General features: G+C 58.0%; 1 pseudogene. It reads right to left on the bottom strand.

From position 1 onward, the window contains the following. Nucleotides 1-150: pseudogene (locus AC0L2C_RS34320) on the bottom strand (IS6 family transposase); the annotation flags it as partial. Between the last annotated feature and the right edge of the window lie 88 nt (nucleotides 151-238).

Below are 238 nucleotides of genomic sequence, written 5' to 3' on the forward strand. Positions count from 1 at the left end.
GGACGACCCAGCGGTGCACAGTCGAATGGTCGACGTTCAGGCCGCGTTCGGCCATCATCTCCTCCGGACGCGCAGGCTGAGATTGTAGGCCAGATACCAGCGCACGCACAGCAAGATCACTGATCGGTCGAAATGACAGCCTTTGAACATAACAAGCGCGCGCCAGATATGGCTGCCATTCCGTTTGCGACAGAATCACCGAGCCTCCATCATTCAGTTCCGCCAGTTCAGCGGAAGG

Source organism: Mesorhizobium sp. WSM4845, from assembly GCF_055811455.1.